Below are 19,807 nucleotides of genomic sequence, written 5' to 3'. Positions count from 1 at the left end.
ATTCCGCCCGGTGCCGTCCTTCCTCGACGGCGAATAGGTTTCTCAATGTTCTCTCTGCAGACCATTTTTGGCTCCGGCAAACAGTTCTATACCCTGCTGGACGAGGCTGCCCAGGCCGCCCAGGACAGTTCCAAGGCGCTGCACTCCATGCTGCGCGAAGCGGACCGCCAGCCGGCGCTGGACGCCTTCAAGCTGGCCCGCCTGCGCGAGCGCGCGGCCTCGGACAAGATCAGCCAGGCGCTGGTCGACAGCTTCATGACCCCGATCGAGCGCGAAGACATCGAAGCGCTGGGCTCGGCGCTGTACAAGATTCCCAAGCAGATCGAGAAGTTCGCCGATCGCTACTCGCTGGCCACCCAGCATCTGGAACACATCGATTTCGCGCCGCGCGCGGCGATGCTGGAACAGGCTGCCAGCGTGGTGGTGGAGATGGTCAATGACCTGCGCCACATGAACCTGGACCGGATGACCGCGCTCAACGAGAAGCTGCGTTCGCTGGAAAACGAAGCCGACCGTCTGATGCTCGAGCTGTACCGCGACATCTACTCCGGCCGCCTGGACAGCCTGCAGATGTTCCTGCTCAAGGAATTCTTCGAGATCCTGGAAAAGGCCATCGATCGTTGCCGCGAGGCCGGCGTGGTGGCGTACCAGATCGTCTTGAAGAACAGCTGACGGACGCCACAGCATGCTGACCCTTGTCCTGGTGGTGATCCTGGCCGCGCTCGTTTTCGAGTTCATCAACGGCTTCCACGACACCGCCAACTCCATCGCCACCGTGGTGGCGACCAAAGTGCTCTCGCCCGGCTGGGCGGTGATGCTCGCCGCGTTCATGAACTTGATCGGCGCGCTGACCGGCACCGCCGTCGCGCTGACCATCGCTTCGGGCCTGCTCAACACCAACGTGGTCGATGTGACCCCGCAGGTGATCCTGTGTGCGCTGCTGGGCGGCATCATCTGGAACCTGATCACGTGGTGGAAGGGGCTGCCATCCTCGTCCTCGCACGCCCTGATCGGCGGCCTGTGCGGCGCCGGCCTGGCCGCTGCCCACAACAACTGGGATGCCCTGATCTGGTCCGAGCGGATCGGCACCTGGGCCCAGAACAAGGGCCTGCTGTGGAAGGTGTTCCTGCCGATGATCACCTCACCGATCGCCGGCTTCCTGCTCGGCATCGCGGTGATGCTGCTGCTGTGGGGCATGATCGCGGGCATGGCGAAGATCGGTGGCTTCCTGGGCCGTCTGGCCCGCCCGCGCATCGTCAACGCGTTCTTCGGCAAGGCCCAGATCGTGTCGGCGGCCTACATGGGCTTTGCCCACGGCCACAACGATGCGCAGAAGACCATGGGCATCATCGCCATGACCCTGATCGGTGCCGAGGCAACCGGTGCGCTGAACGACCTGCCGTCCTGGCTGGCCTTCATGCACCCGGACGCGACCGCCGGTGACGGCATCGCGATGTGGATCGTGCTGACCTGCGCCGTGGTGATGGCCGCCGGTACCGCATCGGGTGGCTGGAAGATCATCAAGACGCTGGGCCACAAGATGGTCAAGCTGCACCCGATCCACGGCTTCGCCGCGGAAACGAGCTCGGCCACGATCCTGACCGTGGCGGCGCACTTCGGCATGCCGGTCTCGACCACCCACAGCATCTCCACCGCGATCATGGGCGTGGGCTTCGCCAAGAACCCGCGTTCGCTGCGCTTCGGCGTGATCGAGCGCATCGTGTGGGCCTGGATCCTGACGATCCCGGCCGCCGGCGGCTGTGCGTACCTGATCCTGCGTCTGTTCGAACTGTTCGGCTGGGCCTGATCGGTCCACGCGGTTGAACATCGAAAAGCCCGCCGGAAGGCGGGCTTTTTCGTGGAGCAAGGCGGATGCCAGGGCCGGAATGGCCGGCGGTGTTTCCGGGCACGCTCACCCCGCCGCTGCGCTGCCTGGCCCCTGCCACTCCCGTGCCAGCAGCCCATACACGGCCGAATCGGATACCTCGCCGGCGACCCGCCAGCGCTCCCGCAGCAGCCCCTCGCGCTGGAAGCCGAGCCGCGCCAGCACCGTTGCCGAGGGGGCGTTGCGCGGGTCGATCTCCGCTTCCAGACGCCGCAGGCGCAGCACGTCGAACAGGTACGCCACGAACCGTGACAACGCCTCGTGCATGTAGCCCTTGCCCTGTGCCGACGGGGCAAGGTGATAGCCGATCTCCGCGCGCCTGGCGGTTTCGTCGATCGCGAACACCACTACGATGCCCAGCAGCGGCCCGTCCGCACGTTCACGGATCGCCAGTTTGAGCTGCGTGCCGGCATCGATCGCGGCCAGATCGTCGAGGATCTGCACGTAGGCCTGTTTGAGGTCGGTCCACGCCGGATGGTTCCAGTAGCGCATCACCGCACGGTCGGCCTGGATCGCGAACAGCGCCTGGGCGTCTGTCGCGCGGATCGGCGTCAGCACCAGGCGCGCGGTTTCCAGCGTCAGGGTCGGGTCGAACGGCATGCGGGTTCCTGCGGTGGCGGCACGCGCCACGGTAGCCGCTCCCGTGACGCATCGCCATGCCAAGTCGGTCAGGCAAGAAAAAACCCGCCGGGAGGCGGGTTTTTCCAGGATCACAAGCGGCCGATCAGACCTCCAGTGAAGCCAGGTCGCCCTTCTTTTCCAGCCAGCCCTTGCGGTCGCTGGCGCGCTTCTTGGCCAGCAGCATGTCCATCAGCGAATGGGTCTGCTCGCCGTCATCGATGGTCAGCTGCACCAGGCGGCGCGTGTCGGGATGGATGGTGGACTCACGCAGCTGCTGCGGGTTCATTTCACCCAGGCCCTTGAAGCGGGTCACGCTGATCTGGCCCTTGATCTTCTCGCGCTCGATCTTGTCCAGCATCGTGCGCTTCTCTTCCTCGTCCAGGGCGTAGAACACCTGCTTGCCCACGTCGACACGGAACAGCGGCGGCATCGCCACGAACACGTGGCCGGCATCCACCAGCGCCGGGAAATGCTTGAGGAACAGCGCGGTCAGCAGGGTCGCGATGTGCAGGCCGTCCGAGTCGGCGTCGGCCAGGATGACGACCTTGCCGTAACGCAGCCCGGCGATGTCGTCCTTGCCCGGGTCGCAGCCGATCGCGATGGCCAGGTTGTGGACTTCTTCGGAGGCCAGCACGCTGCCCGAGGACACTTCCCAGGTGTTGAGGATCTTGCCGCGCAGCGGCAGGATCGCCTGGAAGTCCTTGTCACGGGCCTGCTTGGCGCTGCCACCGGCGGAGTCGCCTTCGACCAGGAACAGCTCGGTGCGCGACAGGTCCTGGCTGATGCAGTCGGCCAGCTTGCCGGGCAGGGCAGGGCCCTGGGTGACCTTCTTGCGGGTCACCAGCTTCTCGGTCTTCAAACGCGCACTGGCGCGCTCGATCGCCAGCTGCGCGATCTGCTCGCCCAATGCGACGTTCTGGTTGAGCAGCAGGCTGAAGGCATCGTGCGCGGCGCCTTCGACGAACCCGGCGGCCTGGCGCGAGGACAGGCGTTCCTTGGTCTGGCCGCTGAACTGCGGGTCGGTCATCTTCAGCGACAGCACGAACGACACGCGGTCCCAGACATCTTCCGGGGCCAGCTTGACGCCGCGCGGCAGCAGGTTGCGGAAGTCGCAGAACTCGCGCAGCGCCTCGGTCAGGCCGGTGCGCAGGCCGTTGGCGTGGGTGCCGTGCTGGGCGGTCGGGATCAGGTTGACGTAGCTTTCCTGGACCAGCTCGCCTTCGGGAATCCAGGCCAGGGCCCAGTCCACGATCTCGTTTTCTTTCTTGAGGTGACCCACGAACAGGTCGGCCGGCAGCATCTCGCGCTCGCCGAGTTCGGCCTTGAGGTAATCGCTCAGGCCATCTTCGTAGTACCAGGTGTCCTGCTCGCCGGTGGCTTCATCGAGAAGCTTCACGGTCAGGCCCGGGCACAGCACGGCCTTGGCGCGCAGCAGGTGACGCAGCGCACGCAGGTTGTACTTGGGCGTATCGAAGTACTTCGGGTCGGCCCAGAAGCGCACGCGGGTACCGGTGTTCTTCTTGCCGACGCTGCCGACCACTTCCAGCGGGGTGGCGCGGTCGCCGTTGCGGAAGGTGATGCGGTGTTCGCTCCCCTCGCGCTTGATGTGCACTTCCACCAGGGTGGACAACGCGTTGACCACGCTGACGCCAACGCCATGCAGGCCGCCGGAGAAGGTGTAGTTCTTGTTGTTGAACTTGCCGCCCGCGTGCAGGCGGGTCAGGATCAGTTCGACGCCGGGGATCTTCTCCTCGGGGTGGATGTCCACGGGCATGCCGCGGCCGTCATCGCTGACTTCGCAGCTGCCGTCCTTGAACAGCGTGACTTCGACCGTGTGGGCGTGTCCGGCCAAGGCTTCGTCGACGGCATTGTCGATGACTTCCTGCGCCAGATGGTTCGGGCGCGCGGTGTCGGTGTACATGCCGGGGCGGCGCTTGACCGGGTCCAGGCCGGACAGGACTTCAATATCGGCGGCGTTATAGCGGGCGTTCATCTGTCTTCATAAAGCGCAATGCGACGGCGAAGTTTGCGGTCTGGACGGGTTTTTTGCACGCCACACGTTCAGGGGGCGGCCGACCGGGGCGCGATAGACTGTGCTGGATGGGAAACCGGAGCCTCCGGCGCCCCATTCCATGCCATACCGCGAGGAGCACCCCATGAAGAAGTTGCTGACCATCGTTGCCATCGCCGCCGCCGTGGTGGCCGTGCCCATGGCACTGGCCCAGAACGCCGGACAGGGCCAGCCCACGCCGCAGCAGGGCGAACAGGCCGACAAGGCCCAGGCGGAAGCGGACGCCAAGGCCAAGCGCCGCGCCGCCGCGACGGCCGAAATGAAGGCCAAGGGCGAGCAGGCCCCGCAGAAGGAAGAAGAGGAAGAGGCGCGGAAGAAGCGATAAGCGCTTCGCGCTGACGCTTCCCCACGGTTTGCGCGGCAAACCATGGGCCCCGCTCACCCTCTCCTCCACATCCCCGCGCCTGTCGGCGCGCCCCCTTGAACTCCAAGGGGGCTCTCCACCAGAGAGACCTGGGGAGCTGAAAAAGTATCCAACATGAGCCCCGGTATCGCGCCGGGGCTCTTCTTTTTATGTGAAGACCGTCATCCGCCCCTTGGGCTGGAGGCCGTCAATCTGTAAACTATGGCTTTCCGGGAGTAGTGCGTGTCATCCATCAGCGAATGGACTGGCCTGATCGTGCGCGATCGCCAGCAGGGTAGGCAGGAGGTGACGGTCCAGACAGTGGCCGGCACGGCTGACCCGACGTCGCTGACCCACTCCCGCACCGTATCCCCCCTGATCCCGGTCCTGGCGCGTGAAGACGCCGCCGCCAGCCGGATCGTTCCGATTTTCCCCTTTACGTCGTCCGTCGCCCCGCGCGCCGGCGCCGTTTCCCCCTTCCTGACAGGACACCCCCAGCCATGACTCCCTTGATCTTCGTAACCGGCGGCGTAGTGTCCTCGCTCGGCAAAGGCATTGCCGCCGCGTCGCTTGCCGCCATCCTCGAGGCCCGCGGCCTGCGGGTGACGATGATGAAGCTCGATCCGTACATCAACGTCGACCCGGGCACCATGAGCCCGTTCCAGCACGGTGAGGTCTACGTCACCGATGACGGCGCCGAGACCGATCTGGACCTGGGCCATTACGAGCGCTTCGTGCGTACCCGCCTGAGCCGCAAGAACTCGGTCACCACCGGCCGCATCTACGAGAACGTGATCCGCAAGGAGCGCCGCGGCGATTACCTGGGTGCCACCGTGCAGGTCATCCCGCACATCACCGATGAAATCCGCCGTTGCATGGACGAGGCCACCGAAGGCTTCGACGTGGCGCTGGTGGAGATCGGCGGCACCGTGGGCGATATCGAGTCGCTGCCGTTCCTGGAGGCGATCCGCCAGGTGCGCACCGAGCGCGGCCCGGAGAAGGCGCTGTTCATGCACCTGACCCTGGTGCCGTACATCGCCGCTGCCGGCGAGCTGAAGACCAAGCCGACCCAGCACTCGGTCAAGGAACTGCGCTCGATCGGCATCCAGCCGGACGTGCTGCTGTGCCGTTCCGAGCAGGTGGTGCCGGATTCGGAGCGCCGCAAGATCGCCCAGTTCACCAACGTCTCCGAGCGCGCCGTGATCAGCGTGCCGGACGTGGACGTGCTGTACCGCATTCCGATGGGCCTGCACGCGCAGGGCCTGGACGACATCGTCGTCAACCAGCTCAAGCTCGGCGACAAGGCCGGCCCGGTCGATCTGGCCGAGTGGGAAGCGGCGGTGGATGCCACGCTGCACCCGCTGGATGAGGTCACCATCGCGGTGGTCGGCAAGTATGTCGATCATCAGGACGCCTACAAGTCGGTTGGCGAGGCGCTCAAGCACGGTGGCCTGCGCCAGCGCACCAAGGTCAACCTGAAGTGGCTCGAAGCACAGGAGCTGGAAGACAGCGACCTGGCCGCACTCAAGGATGTCGACGGCATCCTGGTGCCGGGCGGCTTCGGCGACCGTGGCTTCGAAGGCAAGGTGTTGAGCTCGCAGTTCGCCCGCGAGCACAACGTGCCGTACTTCGGCATCTGCTACGGCATGCAGGCCGCGGTGGTCGATTTCGCCCGCCATGTGGCCGGCCTGGAAGGTGCCAACAGCACCGAGAACGACCGCCAGTCGCCGAACCCGGTGATCGGCCTGATCACCGAATGGCGCACCGCCACCGGCGATGTGGAAAAGCGCGACGACAAGAGCGATCTGGGCGGCACCATGCGCCTGGGCCTGCAGGAACAGCGCCTGAAGCCGGGCACGCTGGCCCGCGAGCTGTACGGCAAGGATGTGGTTTCCGAGCGTCATCGCCACCGTTACGAGTTCAACAACCGCTACCGCACCCAGCTGGAAGATGCGGGCCTGGTGATCGCCGGCAAGTCGATGGACGACACCCTGGTGGAAGTCATCGAGCTGCCGCGCGACCAGCACCCGTGGTTCCTGGCCTGCCAGGCGCACCCGGAGTTCCTGTCCACCCCGCGCGAAGGCCACCCGCTGTTCATCGGCTTCATCCGTGCCGCGCGCGAGCGCAAGGCCGGTGCCAAGCTGGCGCAGGACGCAGCCGCCTGATCGACACGCCGCACTTGCAGTGGGGGCCGCGTGCCCCCATTGCAGAGCGCTAATCACCCACGGCGGCTGGCCTGGCCAGTGTTCGCCGGACAACAAGGAAACGCCATGAAACTGTGTGGATTCGACGTCGGGCTCGACCAGCCCCTGTTCCTGATCGCCGGCCCGTGTGTGATCGAGTCGATGCAGCTGCAGCTGGACGTGGCTGGCAAGTTGAAGGAAATCACCGATCGCCTCGGCATCAACTTCATCTTCAAGTCGAGCTTCGACAAGGCCAACCGCACCTCGGGCACCGCCTTCCGCGGCCCGGGCATGGAAGAGGGCCTGAAGGTCCTGGCCGAAGTGAAGAAGCAGATCGGCGTGCCGGTGCTGACCGACGTGCACGAATACACCCCGATGGACGAAGTGGCCTCGGTGGTGGACGTGCTGCAGACCCCGGCCTTCCTGGTCCGCCAGACCGATTTCATCACCAAGGTGTGCGCGACCGGCAAGCCGGTCAACATCAAGAAGGGTCAGTTCCTGTCCCCGTGGGACATGAAACCTGTCGTGGAGAAGGCCAAGGCCACCGGCAACCAGGACATCATGGTCTGCGAGCGCGGTGCCAGCTTCGGCTACAACAACCTGGTCAGCGACATGCGTTCGCTGTCGGTGATGCGCGATACCGGGTGCCCGGTCGTGTTCGACGCCACCCATTCGGTGCAGCTGCCGGGCGGGCAGGGCAACAGCTCCGGTGGCCAGCGCGAGTTCGTGCCGGTGCTGGCGCGTGCGGCGGTCGCTGTCGGTGTGTCCGGCCTGTTCGCCGAGACCCACCCGGATCCGTCCAAGGCGCTGTCCGATGGCCCCAACGCGTGGCCGCTGGACCGCATGGAGGAGCTGCTTGAAACCCTGATGGAACTCGACGCGGTCACCAAGAAGCACGGGTTCTCGCGCTTCGCATGACAGGCGACGTTCCGGCGTCACCTGCGGTGCGCCGCGGCTGGCGTGGCTGGGCCTGGGGCTGGGTCGCGCTGGGTGCGGCGATCATGGCCTGGGGCGGTGTGTTCGTGCTGGTGCTGTTGGTGTTCGCCAGCGTCGGCTCGCCCGGTGACGGTGACAACGCGCTGCGCTCGGTGCGGCCGTTGCTGCTGGTCACGCTGTCACTGACCGGCACCGTTGCGCTGGCCTGCGTGACCGCCAGCGTGCTGGCGTTCCGGCTGCGCCGGCAACCGGCCGGCGGCGGCGTGGCGCTGGCCCTGTTGGCTTTGTTGCTGCTGGTGTTGTTGATCCCGTCGCTGACCTCGCGCCACACCAGCGTGGCCGGGGTGCTGCCTGCCGCTACGCCGATTTGGCAAGTGGCGGGTGTGCAGGGATAATCACGCGGCATGTTTTTTTTGGCGCTGCGTTGGCGGCGCCTCCCCCTCTCTGACTGGTAACCGGCCCGCTATGACCACGATCCGCAGCATCCACGCCCGTGAAATCCTCGACAGCCGTGGCAACCCCACGCTGGAAGCCGAAGTCATCCTCGAGGACGGCTCGTTCGGTCGTGCCGCGGTGCCGTCGGGCGCCTCGACCGGCACCAAGGAAGCCGTGGAACTGCGTGACGGCGACAAGACCCGTTACCTGGGCAAGGGCGTGCGCAACGCCGTGTCCAACGTCAACACCACGATTGCCACGGCGCTGAAGGGCTTCGATGCCGCCGACCAGGAAGGCCTCGACCGCCGCCTGATCGATCTGGACGGCACCGAGAACAAGGGCCGCCTGGGCGCGAACGCGCTGCTGGGGGTTTCGCTGGCCAACGCCCACGCCGTGGCCGCCTCGAAGAAGCAGGCGCTGTGGCAGCACCTGGCCAACGGCCGCGACGTCACCCTGCCGGTGCCGATGATGAACATCATCAACGGCGGCGCGCATGCCGACAACAACGTCGATTTCCAGGAATTCATGGTGCTGCCGGTCGGCTTCACCTCGTTCTCCGAGTCGCTGCGTGCCGGTACCGAAATCTTCCACTCGCTCAAGTCGGTGCTCAAGGGCCACGGCCTGAGCACGGCGGTGGGCGACGAAGGCGGCTTCGCACCGGACTTCCGCAGCAACGTCGAAGCGCTGGACACCATCCTGGAAGCCATCGGCAAGGCCGGCTACACCGCCGGTGAAGACGTGCTGCTGGGCCTGGACGTGGCCTCCAGCGAGTTCTACGAGAACGGCAAGTACAACCTGGTCGGCGAGAACAAGCGCCTGACCTCCGAGCAGTTCGTCGACTTCCTGGCCGACTGGGCCGCGCAGTACCCGATCGTGACCATCGAAGACGGCCTGGCCGAGAACGACTGGGCCGGCTGGAAGCTGCTGACCGACCGCATCGGCAACAAGGTGCAGCTGGTGGGCGACGATCTGTTCGTCACCAACCCGAAGATCTTCAAGGAAGGCATCGAGTCCGGCACCGCCAACGCGATCCTGATCAAGGTCAACCAGATCGGCACCCTGACCGAGACCCTGGAAGCGATCGCCATGGCGCACGCGGCCAACTACGCCTCGATCGTCTCGCACCGTTCGGGCGAAACCGAAGACACCACCATCGCCGACATCGCCGTGGCCACCACCGCCACCCAGATCAAGACCGGCTCGCTGTGCCGCAGTGATCGCGTGGCCAAGTACAACCAGCTGCTGCGTATCGAGGAAGCCCTCGGTGCCGGCGCGCGTTACGCCGGTCGTGACGCGTTCGTGTCGCTGAAGCGCTGATCCCATGCGCGACTGGCGCTGGCTGCTGCTGGTGCTCGCGCTGCTGCTCGGATGGCTGCAGTACCGCTTCTGGTTTGGGCCGGGCAACTCGGGCGAAGTGATGATGCTTGAGGCCCAGGTCGAGAACCAGAAGCGGGACAACGCCGGCCTGCAGCAGCGCAATGATGCGCTCGCTGCCGAGGTCAAGGACCTCAAGGAAGGCGAGGCCGCCATCGAAGAACGCGCGCGCAGCGAGCTGGGCATGATCAAGCCCGGCGAGAAGTTCTACCGCGTGGTCGAAGACGCGCCGGTGCCGCCACCGCGCGCGCCAACGGCCGTCACCGATCCGGATGCGCCGCACCAGGATGTGCCCTGATGGCGGGCATCTGGGCGGTGGTTCCCGCTGCTGGCCGTGGCACCCGCTTCGGCGGGCCCACGCCCAAGCAGTATCTGCTGGCCGGCGACCGCGTGTTGCTGGCCCACACCCTCGAGGCGCTGCTCTCGCACCCGGTCGTGGCCGGAGTGATGGTGGTGGTCGCCGAGAACGACGCCGACTGGCCGGGCTGGCAGTCGCTGGCGGACAAACCCATTCTGACCTGCATCGGCGGCGCCACCCGCGCCGGCTCGGTGCTGGCCGGCCTGCATGCGTTGCCCGATGACGTGCGCGCGGACGATTTCGTGCTGGTGCACGACGCCGCACGCCCGAACCTGGCCGCTGCCGATCTCGGTCGCCTGCTGGAAGTCGGCCGTGCCGACCCGGTCGGCGCGATCCTGGCCGCGCCCGTGCGCGATACGCTCAAGCGTGCCGGCGATGACGGTGGTATCGATGCCACCGAGCCGCGTGAACGCCTGTGGCGTGCGCTGACCCCGCAGCTGTTCCGCCGCTACCAGTTGGCGCGCGCGCTGCAGGACGCGGCCGATGCCGGCGTGGCCGTCACTGACGAAGCCATGGCCATGGAGCGCCAGGGGCTGCGCCCGCTGCTGGTGGAAGGCAGCGAAGACAACTTCAAGGTCACCACGCCGGCTGACCTGTCCCGTTTCGAATTCGTGTTGTCGCGTCGCGAACCCTGACGTCCGCGCGCGCCACACCCAACCGCAGGTTCTTGCAATGACCACGCCCCAGTTTCCTCCCTTCCGCATCGGACAGGGCTACGACGTCCATGCCTTTGGCGAGGGCGATCACATCATGCTCGGCGGCATCCGCGTCGCGCACAGCTGCGGCGTGCTCGCGCACAGCGATGGCGACGTGATCCTGCACGCCCTGTGCGATGCCATGCTCGGTGCGCTGGCACTGGGCGACATCGGCGTGCATTTCCCGCCGACCGACATGCGCTGGAAAGGCGCGGACAGCGCGCACCTGCTGGATCATTGCAACGGGCTGCTGCGCGGGCGCGGCTGGCAGGTCGGCAACACCGATATCACCGTGATCTGCGAGCGGCCCAAGGTCGGTCCGCATGCGCTGGCCATGCGCGAGCGCATCGCCACGGTGCTGGGCATCGCGCTGGACTGCGTGAGCGTGAAGGCCACCACGTCGGAGAAGCTGGGCTTCACCGGCCGCAGCGAGGGCATCGCCGCCCAGGCCAGCGTGCTGTTGGTGGCGCTGTGATCCCGTTGCCGCTGGCGTTCGGCGCGCCGCTGCTCAGCGCGAAGATCCGCACCACGCCCGAGGATTTCCAGGTGGACGAACTGCCGGCGTTCGAGCCGAGCGGTGAGGGCGAGCACCTGTTGCTGACGATCCGCAAGCGCGGGGCGAACACCGTGCACGTGGCCAAGGTGCTGGCCAGGTGGGCTGGCCTGCCGGACATGGCGGTCAGCTACGCGGGCATGAAGGATCGCCACGCGGTCACCACGCAGCGCTTCAGCGTGCACCTGCCCAAGCGCGTGGCGCCGGATCCGGCGCTGCTGGCTTCGGACGAGATCGAGGTGGTCGAGTCGACCTGGCACAACCGCAAGCTGCAGCGCGGTGCGCTGGCTGGCAACCGCTTCAAGCTGGTGCTGCGCGATGTGCGCGGCGATGCCGCGGCCATTGAAGAGCGCCTGTCCCATATTGCCTCGCGCGGTCTGCCGAACTGGTTCGGTGAGCAGCGCTTCGGCCGCGACGGCGGCAACGTGCCGGCCGCGCTGGCCATGTTCGGCGGCCGCCGCATGCGGCCCGATCAGCGCTCGCTGCTGCTCTCGGCCGCGCGCTCGGCACTGTTCAACCAGGTGCTGGCGGCGCGCGTGGAGCAGGGCAACTGGGACACGCCGCTGGAGGGCGAAGTCTGGATGCTCGATGGCAGCCGCAGTGTGTTCGGCCCGGAGCCGTGGACGGATCTGCTGGCCGATCGCCTTGGCCGCTTCGACATCCACCCCAGCGGCCCGTTGTGGGGCGAAGGTGAGCTGCGCAGCACCGGCGCCGCCGCCGAACTGGAACTGGGCGCGGTCGCGGATGAGCAATCGCTCGCGCTGCGCGCCGGCCTGGAAAGCGCTCGCCTGAAGCAGGAGCGCCGTGCGCTGCGCCTGCGCCCGGCCATGCTGCAACACCAGTGGCTGGCCGCGGATGTGCTGGAACTGAGCTTCGCGCTGCCACCGGGCTGCTATGCCACCGCGGTGCTGCATGAGCTGGGACCGGTGGAAGATGCCAGCCAGGCCACACCGGAGGCGTAGAGCCACGCCATGCAGGTGTGCGGGTGGCTACCGGTTTGCCAGCAGCACCAGTACCGCGCCCGTCCCACCTTGGCCGGCGGGCGCGGAATGAAACGCCAGCACGTCGTTGCGCAGCCGCAGCAGGCGATCGACCAGATTCTTCAACACCGGCGCGCCGCCATCGGATTGCAGCCCCTTGCCGTGGATGATGCGCACGCAGCCGTACTCATGGGCATGCGCTTCCACCAGGAACTGCCGGACCAGCGCCTCGGCCTGGGCCACGGTTGCACCATGCAGGTCCAGTTCGTCCTGCACGGAGTACTGGCCGCGCTTGAGTCGCTGGAACATCCGCGGCGGCAGGTTCTCGCGCCGGTAGCTGGCCGTATCCCCAGCCTCCAGGGGGCTGCTGTCGCGCAGCAGCCGGGCGAATTCACCGCGGGCGTCCTGTTCATCCTGCTCGGCCATCCGCGCGCGCGGCTTCGGCCGTGGCGTGGCCGGCGGCGGCGTGACCACCTTGCGCAGCGGTTTGACCTCGCCGATGGCGGCGCGGAACAACGCGGCAGGATCTTCGTCTTCAGGATGTGACATGCGTACAGCCTAATGGGCGGGGAGGGCGATGCCTACCGTTATCGGGGTAGGACGATCTGTCCGCTTGCGGCACAATAGCGGACGCACTTGCGCGGTCGTCATGCTCCGGAAGGGGCACGGCCACCGCCGCCAACAGTGGGAAGTGATGGAATCGAAGTCTTGAAAAATCAAGCGGTTAAATCGCAGATGCGGATTCTGGTCAGCAACGACGACGGTGTCGATGCACCGGGCATCAAGATGCTCGCCACGGGTTTACGTGACGCCGGTCATGAAGTGACCGTGGTCGCCCCCGATCGTGATCGCTCCGGCGCCAGCAATTCGCTGACCCTGGACCTGCCGATCCGCATGAAGCGCATCGACCACTACACCTGCTCGGTGGCCGGCACCCCGACCGACTGCGTGCATCTGGCCTTGACCGGCATGCTCGAGTACGAACCGGACATGGTGGTATCGGGCATCAACAACGCCGCCAATCTCGGCGACGACGTCATCTACTCCGGTACCGTCTCGGCGGCGATGGAAGGGCGCTTCCTCGGCCTGCCCGCAGTGGCGATGTCGCTGGTCACGCACAACCACGAGCCGCGCAACTTCGATACCGCCGCCCGCGCCGCGGTCGAGATCGTGACCCGGCTCAAGGCCGACCCGCTGCCCGCCGACACCATCCTCAACGTCAACGTGCCGGATCTGCCGTGGAGCGAGGTCCGTGGGTTCGAAGTGACCCGCCTGGGCAACCGCCACCGCGCCGAAGGCTGCATTGCCCAGCGCGATCCGCGCGGCAATGAGGTGTTCTGGATCGGCCCGGCCGGGCGCGAGCAGGATTCCGGCCCCGGCACCGATTTCCACGCGGTCCGCAACGGCTACATCTCGATCACCCCGATCCAGGTCGATCTCACCCGTTACCAGGCATTGGAGAAAGTGGCCAGCTGGGTTGCCGGGTTGACCGACGCGCTGGACCGGCCGGCATGACCCCGCGCCTGCGCCTGCAGCCCGAAGCCGTCGGCATCGGCATGACCTCGCAGCGGGTCCGCGATCGCCTGGTGGATCGCCTGCGCGATGCCGGCATCGCCGACGAAGCCACCCTCAATGCCATCCGTGTGGTGCCGCGCCATCTGTTCATCGATGAGGCGCTGGCGTCGCGTGCCTACGAAGACACCGCGCTGCCGATCGGGCACGGGCAGACCATTTCCCAGCCCTGGGTGGTCGCGCGCATGACCGAAGCGGTGCTGCAGTCAGCGCCGAAGAAAGTGCTGGAAGTCGGCACCGGCTCGGGCTACCAGGCCGCCGTGCTGGGCGCGATCGGGCTGGAGGTGTACACGGTCGAGCGTATCGGCGATCTGCTGCGCCAGGCGCGCAAGCGCTTCCGTGCGCTGGGCATGAACATCCGCAGCAAACATGATGATGGCCGCATCGGCTGGGCCGAACACGGTCCTTACGATGCGATCGTGGTGACCGCGGCCGCACCGGCGCTGGTGGACGCACTGGTCGAACAGCTTGCCGTGGGTGGCCGCCTGGTCGCGCCGGTCGGCGGCCCGGGCGCGCAGTCGCTGATCCAGTTGACCCGTCGCGATGACGGCAGTGTTGAACAGCAGGTACTGGCACCGGTCACGTTCGTACCGCTGCTGTCTGGCATGCTGGACTGATTCCAAGGAGCGTTGCGTCATGAAGATTTTTGGTCCGCTGTACGAGCGGGCAATGAAGTGGGCCGCGCATGAGCGCGCCCCGACCTATCTGACGGTGTTGAGCTTCATCGAGGCGATCATCTTCCCGGTGATGCCCGAGGTGATGCTCGCCCCGATGTGCGTGGCCCAGCCCAAGCGCGGCTGGTGGTTCGCCACGCTCAGCCTGGCCGGTTCGATGGCCGGTGCGCTGGTCGGCTATGCGCTGGGCCACTTCGCCTTCGAAGCGCTCAAGCCGGTGTTCGCCGCGCTGGGCATGTTGACCAGCATCGAAGGTGGCATCGCCATCGTGCAGGCCAAGATGGCCGAGTCGCCCTGGGCGGTGTTCACCTTCCTGGTGCTGGGCGGCTTCATGCCGATCCCGATGAAGGTCTTCACATGGGCATCGGGTATCGTCGGCGTGCCGTTGCCGCAGTATTTCCTGAGCATGTTGATCGGCCGTGGCAAGCGCGTGTACGTGCTGGCGGCGGTCATTCGTATTGGCGGGCCGCGCGCGGAAGCTGCGCTGCGCCGTTGGATTGAACCGCTGGGCTGGATCGCGACCGCGTTGGTGGTCGTGCTGGTGGCCTGGCTTGTATGGAGAGCGAAGTTCGCATGAGTGCTGATCGTTTGAGCAAGGGAGTGCGCAGCGGCGCGCTGCTGCTGGTGGTGTCGGCGCTGAGCGCCTGTGGCACCGCCACCGTGGTGCGGCCCTCGGGCTCGGGCGGTGTGGCCCACAGCACGCCGCAGAGCTCGGTGGCCAAACCCGGCCAGACCGCCGTCGTCCGCCGTGGCGACACGCTGTATGCGCTGGCCCGCATCCACAACATCACCCCGCGCGATCTGGCCGCCTGGAACGGGTTGGCCGAGCCGTACACGATCTATCCGGGGCAGTCGCTGCGCCTGTACCCGGGCGGCAGCGGCGGCAGCCCGGGCCGCGCCCCGACCACCGTGGTGACCGCGCCGCGCCCGGGTGGCACAGCGCCGGCCGCTACGCCGGCGCCGACCACGGCGATCAAGAGCAACATCAGCTGGCGCTGGCCGGCCGATGGCGCGATCGTCGGGCGCTTCGTCGCCGGTGAAGCGACCAAGCAGGGCGTGGACATTGCCGGCACCAGTGGCCAGCCGGTCCGGGCGACGGCCGCCGGCGTGGTGGTGTACTCCGGTGCCGGCCTGGTCGGTTTCGGTGAGTTGATCATCATCAAGCACAGCGACCAGTGGTTGTCGGCGTATGGTCACAACCGCAAGCGCCTGGTCAATGAAGGCCAGAGCGTGAAGGCCGGCGAGCAGATCGCGGAGATGGGCCGCACCGGCGCTGCACGCGACATGCTGCACTTCGAGATCCGCTACAACGGCAAGCCGGTCGACCCGCTGCTGTACCTGCCGCCGAAGTAAGCACGAAAAAGGCCGCCTCAAGGGCGGCCTTTTCTGAACGGAAATCCCGGTCTCACCCCTTCAGGATGAACGCCGCGGCCACCTTGCGCCCCTCGCTGGCGAGGATGTTGAAGGTTCGCGCCGCCGCCGGGTTGTTCATCACTTCCAGGCCGATCCCACGGGTCAGGCAGGCGGCCATGACTGCCGCCGGCGGGAACACCTGGGTATCGCCCGTACCCAGTACCACCAGCGCGGGGTTCAGCGCCAGCACCGGCTGCAGGTCTTCCGGGGTCAGCAAGGCAATATCGGCTACCGGCCACGCTTCGATCAGCGTGTCCGGAGCCAGGATGAAACTGGCGGCCAGGGTCCGGTCATTCACTTTCGCACTGCGGCCATTGGCGGCGCGCAGGGCGTAGGCGTAGTCAGGGATTTCGTGGCTCAGCTGCATAAGCGTTCCGGGATCAGCCGCGCGGCAGGACGATCTGGCGCTGTTCCTTGCTCGGGCGGTACAGCACGGCCACGTGGCCGATACGCTGCACCAGCGCGCTTTCGCTGGCACTGACCAGCTCGGCGATGAGGGCGTCACGGGCCTCGCGGTCTTCGGCGGCAACCTTGACCTTGATCAGCTCGTGGCGCTCCAGCACCTCTTCCAGTTCAGCCAGGAAGGCCGGTGTCACCCCCTTGCCGCCGATCTGGAGCAGGGCTTTCAGATCATGCGCGTGGCCGCGGAGGAAACGGGTTTGGGAAGAAGTCAGGGCGATAGCCATTCAGGAACAAGCGGTTAACTGGGGCGATCAGGGTATCATGACCTCCCCATCCGACCCGCATCTCAATGGCAACCCGTAGCAAAAGCAGTCAACGCTGGTTGAAAGAGCACTTCGCCGACCCCTTCGTGAAGAAGGCCCAGGCCGAGGGCATGCGCTCGCGCGCGGCCTACAAGCTGGAGGAGTTGCTGCAGCGCGATCGGCTGCTGAAGCCGCACATGGTCGTGGTCGATCTGGGCGCCGCCCCGGGTGGCTGGTCCCAGCAGGTCCGCCGCCAGATCGGCGATACCGGCCGGGTGCTGGCCCTGGACATCCTGGAGATGCCGCCGCTGGCCGGCGTGGAGTTCCTTCACGGTGACTTCAGGGAACAAGCCGTCCTATCGGAGTTCGAAGCCATGCTGGGGGATCAGCCGGTAGACCTTGTGCTCTCGGATATGGCCCCCAATAAGAGTGGAATGGATGCGGTGGACCAACCGCGGATGATGCACCTGGCGGAGTTGGCGTTGGATTTTGCCGACAACCATCTCAAGCCCGGTGGCGCGTTCCTGATCAAGCTGTTCCAGGGCGTGGGCTTTGACGACTACGTGCGCGAAATGCGCCGCCGGTACGACAAAGTAGTGATCCGCAAGCCTGAAGCCTCCCGGAAGCGCTCGCCCGAGGTGTACGCCTTGGGGCAGGGAAAACGCGCGCAGATCAAGTAAGCTCAACCATACGAATCGCGTCAGGAATTAGAGGAACACCGGAGCCAATGAGGATGAACGACTTGACCAAGAACCTCCTGCTATGGGTGGTCGTCGCCGTCGTGCTGATGGTGGTCTTCCAGAGCTTCTCGCCGAAGAGCAGCGGAGCCGGCGCACAGGGCGCGACGTACTCGCAGTTCCTGGACCAGGTGGACAGCGGCAATGTCCAGAAGGTGACCTTCAGCGGGGACATGCGTGGCGGCACCAATCAGATTTCCTACACCACCCGTGGCGGCCAGTCGGCCACCATCACCGCCCCGTTCGATCGCGACCTGATCAACGTGCTGCGCGGCAAGAACGTGGAAATCGTCCAGGAGGAGCCCTCCAGCGGCATCTCGCTGGGCGCGATCCTGATGAACTTCCTCCCGGTGATCCTGATCATCGGCTTCTGGATCTTCATCATGCGCCAGATGCAGGGCGGTGGCGGCGGGGCCAAGGGCGCGATGTCCTTCGGCAAGTCGCGCGCCAAGCTGCAGGGCGAAGACCAGATCAAGGTCACCTTCGCCGACGTTGCCGGGTGCGACGAGGCCAAGGAAGAAGTCGGCGAACTGGTCGACTTCCTGCGCGACCCCACCAAGTTCACCAAGCTGGGCGGCAAGATTCCGCGCGGCGTGCTGATGGTGGGTCCGCCGGGTACCGGCAAGACGCTGCTGGCCCGCGCCATTGCTGGCGAGGCCAAGGTGCCGTTCTTCTCGATCTCCGGTTCGGATTTCGTGGAAATGTTCGTCGGCGTCGGCGCCAGCCGCGTGCGCGACATGTTCGAGCAGGCCAAGAAGCAGGCACCGTGCATCATCTTCATCGATGAAATCGACGCTGTCGGTCGTCACCGTGGTGCCGGTCTGGGCGGCGGTCACGACGAGCGCGAGCAGACCCTGAACCAGCTGCTGGTCGAAATGGACGGCTTCGAGGGAGGCGAGGGCGTGATCGTCATCGCCGCCACCAACCGTCCCGACGTGCTGGATCCGGCGCTGCTGCGCCCGGGCCGTTTCGACCGCCAGGTCGTGGTCGGCCTGCCGGACGTCAAGGGCCGCGAGCAGATCCTCAAGGTGCATATGCGCAAGCTGCCGCTGGCCGACGATGTCGAGCCGATGGTGATCGCGCGCGGCACCCCGGGCTTCTCCGGTGCGGACCTGGCCAACCTGGCCAACGAAGCAGCACTGTTCGCCGCGCGCGGCGGTGAGAAGGAAGTCCGCATGGACCACTTCGACCGTGCCCGCGACAAGATCCTGATGGGTGCCGAACGCCGTTCGATGGCGATGAGCGAAGAAGAAAAGACGCTCACCGCCTACCACGAAGCCGGCCACGCCATCGTCGGTCGCCTGGTGCCCGAGCACGATCCGGTCTACAAGGTCACCATCATTCCCCGCGGTCGCGCGCTGGGTGTGACGATGTACCTGCCCGAAGGCGACAAGTACTCGATGAACCGGGTGGCGATCGAATCGCAGCTGTGTTCGCTGTACGGCGGCCGCGTTGCCGAAGAACTGATCTTCGGCACCGACAAGGTCACCACCGGCGCCTCCAACGATATCGAGCGCGCCACCAAGATGGCCCGCAACATGGTCACCAAGTGGGGCCTGTCCGACGAACTCGGCCCGATCGCCTACGGTGAAGAGGACGATGAAGTGTTCCTCGGCCGTTCGGTGACGCAGCACAAGAGCGTGTCGGATGACACCGCGCGCCGCATCGACGAAGTCGTCCGCAGCATCCTGGACAAGGCGTACGCCCGTACCACCGAACTGCTGACCGCCAACCTCGACAAGCTGCACACGATGTCCCAACTGCTGCTGCAGTACGAGACCATCGATGCGCCGCAGATCAATGCCGTGATGGAAGGCCGTGATCCGCCGCCGCCGATGGGCTGGGACAAGTCTCCCAGCAACAAGGATGGCGGCAACAACAACGACAAGGGCGGCGATGCCCGTCCGGTCGCGCCGATCGCCGGTCCTGCCGAGCAGATCTGAGTGTTGCCCACGTAAGTGACGAAGGCCGGGGAAACCCGGCCTTCGTCGTTTCGGGCAGGTCATAATGACGGTCCGTTTTCGTTCCCGTTCTGGAGTCGCCATGTCCGCACCCCCGCCGCAGCCGATCTCGCACACCACTGAAATGGTGATCGCCACGATCATTGGCGTGGCCATCGGCCTGACCCGCGACAACTTCCTGCTCGGCGCTGGCATCGGCATCGCGGTCGGTGTGCTGATGAGCATCGCCAAGACCGTGTACGTGGAGCGCAAGCGCCGCCAGCGCTGAGTGCTTGCGCGCGCCGCCGGCAGTGGGCACGATGCGCGTGCCCG

At 66.4% G+C, this 19,807-nt stretch carries 24 protein-coding genes; 19 read left to right on the top strand and 5 right to left on the bottom strand.

Translation table 11 applies throughout. The features are described 5' to 3' along the window. Positions 1-45: 45 nt before the first annotated feature. Together AC1DIQ_RS08320 and AC1DIQ_RS08315 are read left to right on the top strand one after the other, a co-directional pair. Positions 46-672 carry a DUF47 domain-containing protein gene (locus AC1DIQ_RS08320; protein WP_121041743.1) on the top strand — a complete coding sequence of 209 codons (627 nt, stop codon included), beginning with the start codon at positions 46-48 and terminating at the stop codon, positions 670-672. Between the two features lie 13 nt (positions 673-685). Continuing rightward, complete coding sequence (locus AC1DIQ_RS08315; RefSeq protein WP_121041745.1) at positions 686-1,807, top strand: inorganic phosphate transporter; 1,122 nt, start codon at positions 686-688, stop codon at positions 1,805-1,807. Between the two features lie 105 nt (positions 1,808-1,912). On the opposite strand, the gene AC1DIQ_RS08310 is transcribed toward AC1DIQ_RS08315, so the two are convergent. Continuing rightward, entirely contained in the window at positions 1,913-2,485 is a 573-nt protein-coding gene (locus AC1DIQ_RS08310) for a GNAT family N-acetyltransferase (RefSeq protein WP_478049801.1), read from the bottom strand. 124 nt (positions 2,486-2,609) lie between these two features. After that, entirely contained in the window at positions 2,610-4,499 is a 1,890-nt protein-coding gene (gene parE, locus AC1DIQ_RS08305; protein WP_121041749.1) for a DNA topoisomerase IV subunit B, read from the bottom strand. Positions 4,500-4,662: 163 nt separating this feature from the next. Here parE and AC1DIQ_RS08300 point away from each other — a divergent pair, with 163 nt between their 5' ends. From AC1DIQ_RS08300 to truD, 10 genes are all read left to right on the top strand, one after another. Beyond that, positions 4,663-4,902, top strand: coding sequence for a hypothetical protein (locus AC1DIQ_RS08300; RefSeq protein WP_088433184.1), 240 nt, complete (start codon positions 4,663-4,665; stop codon positions 4,900-4,902). 261 nt (positions 4,903-5,163) lie between these two features. Next, a complete protein-coding gene (locus tag AC1DIQ_RS08295) occupies positions 5,164-5,424 on the top strand; it encodes a hypothetical protein (RefSeq protein WP_121041751.1) in 261 nt (86 codons plus the stop codon). After that, positions 5,421-7,085 (top strand): CTP synthase, encoded by a 1,665-nt coding sequence (locus tag AC1DIQ_RS08290; protein ID WP_478049800.1) that lies wholly within the window; start codon positions 5,421-5,423, stop codon positions 7,083-7,085. The genes AC1DIQ_RS08295 and AC1DIQ_RS08290 overlap by 4 nt, the downstream gene beginning before the upstream one ends. Before the next feature lie 105 nt (positions 7,086-7,190). Beyond that, a complete protein-coding gene (kdsA, locus tag AC1DIQ_RS08285) occupies positions 7,191-8,021 on the top strand; it encodes a 3-deoxy-8-phosphooctulonate synthase (protein ID WP_088433181.1) in 831 nt (276 codons plus the stop codon). Next, positions 8,018-8,434, top strand: a complete 417-nt coding sequence (locus tag AC1DIQ_RS08280) for a hypothetical protein (protein WP_282260786.1) — start codon at positions 8,018-8,020, stop codon at positions 8,432-8,434. Before kdsA ends, AC1DIQ_RS08280 begins: the two co-directional genes overlap by 4 nt. A gap of 70 nt (positions 8,435-8,504) precedes the next feature. Beyond that, complete coding sequence (eno, locus tag AC1DIQ_RS08275) at positions 8,505-9,791, top strand: phosphopyruvate hydratase (RefSeq protein WP_121041757.1); 1,287 nt, start codon at positions 8,505-8,507, stop codon at positions 9,789-9,791. Between the two features lie 4 nt (positions 9,792-9,795). After that, positions 9,796-10,146, top strand: a complete 351-nt coding sequence (ftsB, locus tag AC1DIQ_RS08270) for a cell division protein FtsB (protein WP_121041759.1) — start codon at positions 9,796-9,798, stop codon at positions 10,144-10,146. Further along, positions 10,143-10,841, top strand: coding sequence for a 2-C-methyl-D-erythritol 4-phosphate cytidylyltransferase (gene ispD / locus AC1DIQ_RS08265; RefSeq protein ID WP_121041761.1), 699 nt, complete (start codon positions 10,143-10,145; stop codon positions 10,839-10,841). Before ftsB ends, ispD begins: the two co-directional genes overlap by 4 nt. Before the next feature lie 37 nt (positions 10,842-10,878). Then, complete coding sequence (ispF, locus tag AC1DIQ_RS08260) at positions 10,879-11,376, top strand: 2-C-methyl-D-erythritol 2,4-cyclodiphosphate synthase (RefSeq protein WP_121041764.1); 498 nt, start codon at positions 10,879-10,881, stop codon at positions 11,374-11,376. Next, positions 11,373-12,416 carry a tRNA pseudouridine(13) synthase TruD gene (truD, locus tag AC1DIQ_RS08255; protein ID WP_121041766.1) on the top strand — a complete coding sequence of 348 codons (1,044 nt, stop codon included), beginning with the start codon at positions 11,373-11,375 and terminating at the stop codon, positions 12,414-12,416. Before ispF ends, truD begins: the two co-directional genes overlap by 4 nt. A gap of 27 nt (positions 12,417-12,443) precedes the next feature. On the opposite strand, the gene AC1DIQ_RS08250 is transcribed toward truD, so the two are convergent. After that, complete coding sequence (locus AC1DIQ_RS08250; RefSeq protein WP_121041768.1) at positions 12,444-12,983, bottom strand: Smr/MutS family protein; 540 nt, start codon at positions 12,981-12,983, stop codon at positions 12,444-12,446. A gap of 186 nt (positions 12,984-13,169) precedes the next feature. On the opposite strand from AC1DIQ_RS08250, the gene surE reads away from it, so the two are divergent. Genes surE through AC1DIQ_RS08230 form a run of 4 tightly spaced genes read left to right on the top strand, consistent with a single transcriptional unit; the run spans position 13,170 to position 16,033 of the window. After that, entirely contained in the window at positions 13,170-13,949 is a 780-nt protein-coding gene (surE, locus tag AC1DIQ_RS08245) for a 5'/3'-nucleotidase SurE (protein WP_121041770.1), read from the top strand. Next, on the top strand, positions 13,946-14,623 hold the full coding sequence (locus AC1DIQ_RS08240) for a protein-L-isoaspartate(D-aspartate) O-methyltransferase (RefSeq protein WP_121041772.1): 678 nt from the start codon (positions 13,946-13,948) through the stop codon (positions 14,621-14,623). Before surE ends, AC1DIQ_RS08240 begins: the two co-directional genes overlap by 4 nt. Before the next feature lie 19 nt (positions 14,624-14,642). Then, positions 14,643-15,257, top strand: coding sequence for a YqaA family protein (locus tag AC1DIQ_RS08235; protein ID WP_121041774.1), 615 nt, complete (start codon positions 14,643-14,645; stop codon positions 15,255-15,257). Then, positions 15,254-16,033 carry a peptidoglycan DD-metalloendopeptidase family protein gene (locus tag AC1DIQ_RS08230; RefSeq protein WP_121041776.1) on the top strand — a complete coding sequence of 260 codons (780 nt, stop codon included), beginning with the start codon at positions 15,254-15,256 and terminating at the stop codon, positions 16,031-16,033. Before AC1DIQ_RS08235 ends, AC1DIQ_RS08230 begins: the two co-directional genes overlap by 4 nt. Before the next feature lie 52 nt (positions 16,034-16,085). On the opposite strand, the gene AC1DIQ_RS08225 is transcribed toward AC1DIQ_RS08230, so the two are convergent. Together AC1DIQ_RS08225 and yhbY are read right to left on the bottom strand one after the other, a co-directional pair. Then, positions 16,086-16,460: an Mth938-like domain-containing protein gene (locus AC1DIQ_RS08225; RefSeq protein ID WP_461770915.1), complete on the bottom strand. Its 375-nt coding sequence runs from the start codon at positions 16,458-16,460 to the stop codon at positions 16,086-16,088. A 13-nt stretch (positions 16,461-16,473) separates the two neighbouring features. After that, on the bottom strand, positions 16,474-16,779 hold the full coding sequence (gene yhbY, locus AC1DIQ_RS08220) for a ribosome assembly RNA-binding protein YhbY (protein ID WP_019183325.1): 306 nt from the start codon (positions 16,777-16,779) through the stop codon (positions 16,474-16,476). Between the two features lie 65 nt (positions 16,780-16,844). On the opposite strand from yhbY, the gene rlmE reads away from it, so the two are divergent. From rlmE to AC1DIQ_RS08205, 3 genes are all read left to right on the top strand, one after another. Further along, positions 16,845-17,477, top strand: coding sequence for a 23S rRNA (uridine(2552)-2'-O)-methyltransferase RlmE (rlmE, locus tag AC1DIQ_RS08215; protein ID WP_121041780.1), 633 nt, complete (start codon positions 16,845-16,847; stop codon positions 17,475-17,477). 53 nt (positions 17,478-17,530) lie between these two features. After that, positions 17,531-19,477, top strand: a complete 1,947-nt coding sequence (ftsH, locus tag AC1DIQ_RS08210; protein WP_183073776.1) for an ATP-dependent zinc metalloprotease FtsH — start codon at positions 17,531-17,533, stop codon at positions 19,475-19,477. A 100-nt stretch (positions 19,478-19,577) separates the two neighbouring features. After that, positions 19,578-19,763: a hypothetical protein gene (locus AC1DIQ_RS08205; protein WP_019183322.1), complete on the top strand. Its 186-nt coding sequence runs from the start codon at positions 19,578-19,580 to the stop codon at positions 19,761-19,763. Positions 19,764-19,807: the final 44 nt, after the last annotated feature.

Source organism: Stenotrophomonas sp. 05L413 (assembly GCF_056397945.1).
This window is presented reverse-complemented; position numbering and strand designations above follow the sequence as displayed.

Excerpts from the sequence above, each read along its gene's own strand:
- surE (WP_121041770.1), top strand. The coding sequence starts at position 13,170 with ATGCGGATTCTGGTCAGCAACGACGACGGTGTCGATGCACCGGGCATC.
- AC1DIQ_RS08250 (WP_121041768.1), bottom strand. The coding sequence starts at position 12,983 with ATGTCACATCCTGAAGACGAAGATCCTGCCGCGTTGTTCCGCGCCGCC.
- AC1DIQ_RS08280 (WP_282260786.1), top strand. The coding sequence starts at position 8,018 with ATGACAGGCGACGTTCCGGCGTCACCTGCGGTGCGCCGCGGCTGGCGT.
- AC1DIQ_RS08205 (WP_019183322.1), top strand. The coding sequence starts at position 19,578 with ATGTCCGCACCCCCGCCGCAGCCGATCTCGCACACCACTGAAATGGTG.
- parE (WP_121041749.1), bottom strand. The coding sequence starts at position 4,499 with ATGAACGCCCGCTATAACGCCGCCGATATTGAAGTCCTGTCCGGCCTG.
- kdsA (WP_088433181.1), top strand. The coding sequence starts at position 7,191 with ATGAAACTGTGTGGATTCGACGTCGGGCTCGACCAGCCCCTGTTCCTG.
- AC1DIQ_RS08230 (WP_121041776.1), top strand. The coding sequence starts at position 15,254 with ATGAGTGCTGATCGTTTGAGCAAGGGAGTGCGCAGCGGCGCGCTGCTG.
- yhbY (WP_019183325.1), bottom strand. The coding sequence starts at position 16,779 with ATGGCTATCGCCCTGACTTCTTCCCAAACCCGTTTCCTCCGCGGCCAC.
- AC1DIQ_RS08315 (WP_121041745.1), top strand. The coding sequence starts at position 686 with ATGCTGACCCTTGTCCTGGTGGTGATCCTGGCCGCGCTCGTTTTCGAG.
- ispF (WP_121041764.1), top strand. The coding sequence starts at position 10,879 with ATGACCACGCCCCAGTTTCCTCCCTTCCGCATCGGACAGGGCTACGAC.
- ftsH (WP_183073776.1), top strand. The coding sequence starts at position 17,531 with ATGAACGACTTGACCAAGAACCTCCTGCTATGGGTGGTCGTCGCCGTC.
- ftsB (WP_121041759.1), top strand. The coding sequence starts at position 9,796 with ATGCGCGACTGGCGCTGGCTGCTGCTGGTGCTCGCGCTGCTGCTCGGA.
- AC1DIQ_RS08310 (WP_478049801.1), bottom strand. The coding sequence starts at position 2,485 with ATGCCGTTCGACCCGACCCTGACGCTGGAAACCGCGCGCCTGGTGCTG.
- AC1DIQ_RS08225 (WP_461770915.1), bottom strand. The coding sequence starts at position 16,460 with ATGCAGCTGAGCCACGAAATCCCTGACTACGCCTACGCCCTGCGCGCC.
- AC1DIQ_RS08240 (WP_121041772.1), top strand. The coding sequence starts at position 13,946 with ATGACCCCGCGCCTGCGCCTGCAGCCCGAAGCCGTCGGCATCGGCATG.
- AC1DIQ_RS08300 (WP_088433184.1), top strand. The coding sequence starts at position 4,663 with ATGAAGAAGTTGCTGACCATCGTTGCCATCGCCGCCGCCGTGGTGGCC.
- eno (WP_121041757.1), top strand. The coding sequence starts at position 8,505 with ATGACCACGATCCGCAGCATCCACGCCCGTGAAATCCTCGACAGCCGT.
- AC1DIQ_RS08320 (WP_121041743.1), top strand. The coding sequence starts at position 46 with ATGTTCTCTCTGCAGACCATTTTTGGCTCCGGCAAACAGTTCTATACC.
- AC1DIQ_RS08235 (WP_121041774.1), top strand. The coding sequence starts at position 14,643 with ATGAAGATTTTTGGTCCGCTGTACGAGCGGGCAATGAAGTGGGCCGCG.
- rlmE (WP_121041780.1), top strand. The coding sequence starts at position 16,845 with ATGGCAACCCGTAGCAAAAGCAGTCAACGCTGGTTGAAAGAGCACTTC.
- AC1DIQ_RS08290 (WP_478049800.1), top strand. The coding sequence starts at position 5,421 with ATGACTCCCTTGATCTTCGTAACCGGCGGCGTAGTGTCCTCGCTCGGC.